This is a genomic window from Mesorhizobium sp. M7D.F.Ca.US.004.03.1.1, assembly GCF_003998635.1.
GTDB lineage: Bacteria > Pseudomonadota > Alphaproteobacteria > Rhizobiales > Rhizobiaceae > Mesorhizobium > Mesorhizobium loti.
Window position 1 is genome coordinate 1 of record NZ_RZQG01000659.1, and the last position, 3,395, is coordinate 3,395.

The following is a 3,395-nucleotide window of genomic DNA, read 5'->3' on the forward strand; positions in this document are numbered from 1 at the left end:
GTGCCCGGCGAAGGCCAGAACGTGCCGGTCTGGATCCTCGGCTCCAGCCTCTACGGTGCGCAGCTCGCCGCCATGCTCGGCCTGCCCTACGCCTTCGCCTCGCATTTCGCGCCGGCGGAGCTGGATCACGCGCTGGACATCTACCGCTCGCGCTTCCAGCCGTCCGAGCAGCTCGACAAGCCGCATGTCATGCTCGGCCTCAACGTCTTTGCCGCGCCATCCGACGCCGAGGCACGTTTGTTGTTCACCTCGTTGCAGCAGGCTTTTGTCAATCTGCGCACGGGCCGGGCCGGCCGGCTGCCGCCACCTGTCGAGAACTATGACCGCGATCTCGATCCGATGGCAAAGACCATGCTCGACCAGGCGCTGTCCTGCGCTGTCGTCGGCTCCCCGGAAACGGTCAGGCAAGGCATCGATGCCTTCGTGCGCCGCACCGGCGCCGACGAGCTGATGGTCACCGCGCAGATATCAGACCATGCAGCGCGGGTGCGGTCGTTCGAGATCCTCGCCGAGGCCCATAAATCGCTGTCGCAAGCGGCCTGACAGTCCTGGTACGAGATACTCTTGGCTTGGAAGGTGCGGTCCGCCTCTGCTAAAGGCAGGCCACCCTTCCGCAAGATCGAGCGCCCCCATGAACGATGACCATGACGCCCGCATGCAATTTGCCATCGATCTGGCCCGGCGGGCAGGCGAACTCGGCCTGAAATATTTTCGCGACCTGGAAAACCTGACCATCGAGAGCAAGGGCCACCAGGACCTGGTCTCGGACGGCGACCGCGAGGTCGAACTGTTCATCCGCGCCGCAATCGCCGCTGATTATCCGCAAGATGGCATCGTCGGCGAGGAACATGCCTCGGTTGCCGGCCAGACTGGCTATGTCTGGGTCATCGACCCGATCGACGGCACCGCCAATTTCGTGCGCGGCATTCCGGCCTGGTGCGTGGTGATCGCCTGCACCAGGGACGGGGAGGCCGTGGTTGGCGTCATCCATGAGCCGTCGACCGGCGAGACGTTTCACGGCAGGCTGGGCGGCGGCGCCTTCGTCAACGGCCGGCCGATCAGGACCAGTGCTGCGACCAGCATCAAGGAAGGGTCCGTCGGAACCGGATTTTCAAACCGCGCCGACACCGAAAATATCGCCGTGCTGATCCGCACGCTTATGGTGCAAGGCGGCGTTTTCTTCCGCAATGCGTCCGGCGCGCTGATGCTCGCCTATGTCGCCGCCGGCCGGCTGCTTGGCTATGTCGAAGAGCACATGAACGCCTGGGACTGCCTGGCCGGCATGCTTCTGGTCGAGGAAGCCGGCGGCACCGTCGCGAAACCCGATCCGAAGACGGTGCTGCAGAAGGGCACGCTGGTCATCACGGGTGGCAAAGGCGTCTTTCCGAAACTGCAGGAGCTTTGTTCGGAGGCGTTTGGGCTCTGACTCCGCCGACGAAGTGGGCGCTATGCGCTCACACTCTGTGCCATCGCTCCCAGCGGGCGGCATGAATTGCGGATCATCAGCCGGCCCTTGAGCACCAGCTTGCGCGGCGGCGCGTCCCTGTTGCCGGCGAGACGGTCGAGAAGCAGATTGGCCGCCTGTTCGCCGATCGCCTGCACCGGTTGCGCCACCGTGGTCAGTTGCGGCTGGAACACGTCGGACCATGGAAAGTCGTCGAAGCAGGCAACCGAAATATCCTCCGGGCAGGACAGGCCGATGTCGCGGATCGCCTTCATGGTGCCGATCACCATCGGGTTGTTGGCGGAAAAAATCGCGCTTGGCCGATCGTGCGAGGAAAGCATCTGCATGGTGGCGTTATAGCCGTCGATCTCGTGGAAATTGCCGAAGCGGATCAGCTCCTCCGCGATCGGCAGCCCGGCGGCGTGCAGCGCCTCGCGGTATCCCGCCATGCGGTCATGCATCGGCGAAATATCCGATGTGCCGGTGATGTAGCCAATGCGCCGATGGCCGAGGTTGATCAGGTAGGTGATGGCGTCGAACACCGCGCGCTGGTTGTCGAGCACCACTGTATCGGTGTCGACGCCCTCGCAGATGCGGTCGAGCAGCACGACCGGCACATTGGCGTCGTCGACGATCCCCTTGAGGATCGCGCCGTCGCCGACGCGCGCCACGATCAGCCCGTCGACCATGCGGTCGAGCAGCAGCCGGATCTGGTCGTCCTGGGTGTTCAAATCCTCGTCCGTGCAGCACAGCATGACGGCATAGCCGGCCCGGTCGAAGGCCTGCTGGATGACCGAGACGACATCTGTGAAGAACGGGTTGGTGATGTGCGGCACGGTCAGCCCGATGGTGCGGGTCGTGCCCATCTTCAGGCTGCGGGCGATCGCATTGCGCTTGTAGCCGATATCGCGGATCGCCTGTTCGATGCGCTGGCTGAGTTCCGGACTGACCGTCGCCGTGCCGTTGATCAACGCCGACACGGTGGCGACCGAGACACGCGCCGCCTCGGCCACATGAAGCATTGTGGGTGCGGTGGATCTACGCTGCTTTTTTCGCCCTGACGCTGTCATTTTCGAAACGTTTCGTTACCCCTTGCTGCCAATACCTACGGAATACCACCTTTTTTAGCAAGAATCGAAATGCATCAAACTTCCGTCACCGGATATCGGCTTGACACGATCGAAACGTTTAGATTAGCGTTTGCGGGAAGTTGACGACGACGGAAGGGAGGCCGCCATTGTCATGGAACACGCGAGTTCCCTTTCCCCGGAGCACGGTGCGGCGGATCGGTCAGACACCGTTCTGAGCGCCGAGCGCGTCTCCAAGAGCTTCGGCGGCATCGCCGCCCTGGTCGATGTCGGCTTCGAGCTGCGACGCGGCGAGGTTCATGCCTTGATGGGCGAGAACGGCGCCGGCAAATCGACGCTGATGAAGATACTCTCCGGCGTCTACACCGGCTATGAAGGCACGGTTAGCGTCGATGGCCGCCCCGTCAGCTTCGCCGGCGTGCGTGACGCCGAGGATGCCGGCATCGCCATCATTCACCAGGAGCTCAACCTGGTGCCCGAACTCAGCGTCGCCGACAACATCTTCCTCGGCCGCGAGAAGCTGATCGCGGGCCTGATCGTCGACCGCAAGGCGAGCAGCCGCGCGGCGGGTGCTTTGTTGCAGCGGCTCGGCATCGAACTCGATCCGCAAGCCCGCGTCGGCGCCTTGCGCGTCGGCGAACAGCAGCTGGTTGAGATCGCCAAGGCTTTGTCGATGTCGGCACGCATCCTGATCATGGATGAGCCGACCTCGGCGCTGTCGCCAGCCGAATGCCAGCGGCTGTTCCGCATCATCCGCCAGCTTGCCGACAGCGGTGTCGCCATCGTCTACATCTCGCACCGCATCGACGAGGTCATGCATCTGGCCAGCCGCGTCACCGTGTTTCGCGACGGGCGCCATGTGC

The 3,395-nt window shown here is 63.7% G+C and carries 4 protein-coding genes; 3 read left to right on the top strand and 1 reads right to left on the bottom strand.

Going from position 1 to position 3,395, the window contains the following annotated elements:
- The coding region (locus EN935_RS27480) for an MsnO8 family LLM class oxidoreductase (protein ID WP_127373816.1) at positions 1-543 on the top strand (543 nt) is incomplete at its 5' end.
- An 88-nt stretch (positions 544-631) separates the two neighbouring features.
- Positions 632-1,426, top strand: coding sequence for an inositol monophosphatase family protein (locus EN935_RS27485; RefSeq protein ID WP_109667234.1), 795 nt, complete (start codon positions 632-634; stop codon positions 1,424-1,426).
- Between the two features lie 20 nt (positions 1,427-1,446).
- Here EN935_RS27485 and EN935_RS27490 read toward each other — a convergent pair whose 3' ends face one another.
- A complete protein-coding gene (locus EN935_RS27490) occupies positions 1,447-2,466 on the bottom strand; it encodes a LacI family DNA-binding transcriptional regulator (RefSeq protein ID WP_109667232.1) in 1,020 nt (339 codons plus the stop codon).
- 220 nt (positions 2,467-2,686) lie between these two features.
- Here EN935_RS27490 and EN935_RS27495 point away from each other — a divergent pair.
- Positions 2,687-3,395, top strand: a 709-nt coding sequence (locus EN935_RS27495; RefSeq protein WP_164771378.1) for an ATP-binding cassette domain-containing protein, incomplete at its 3' end; no start/stop codon positions are given.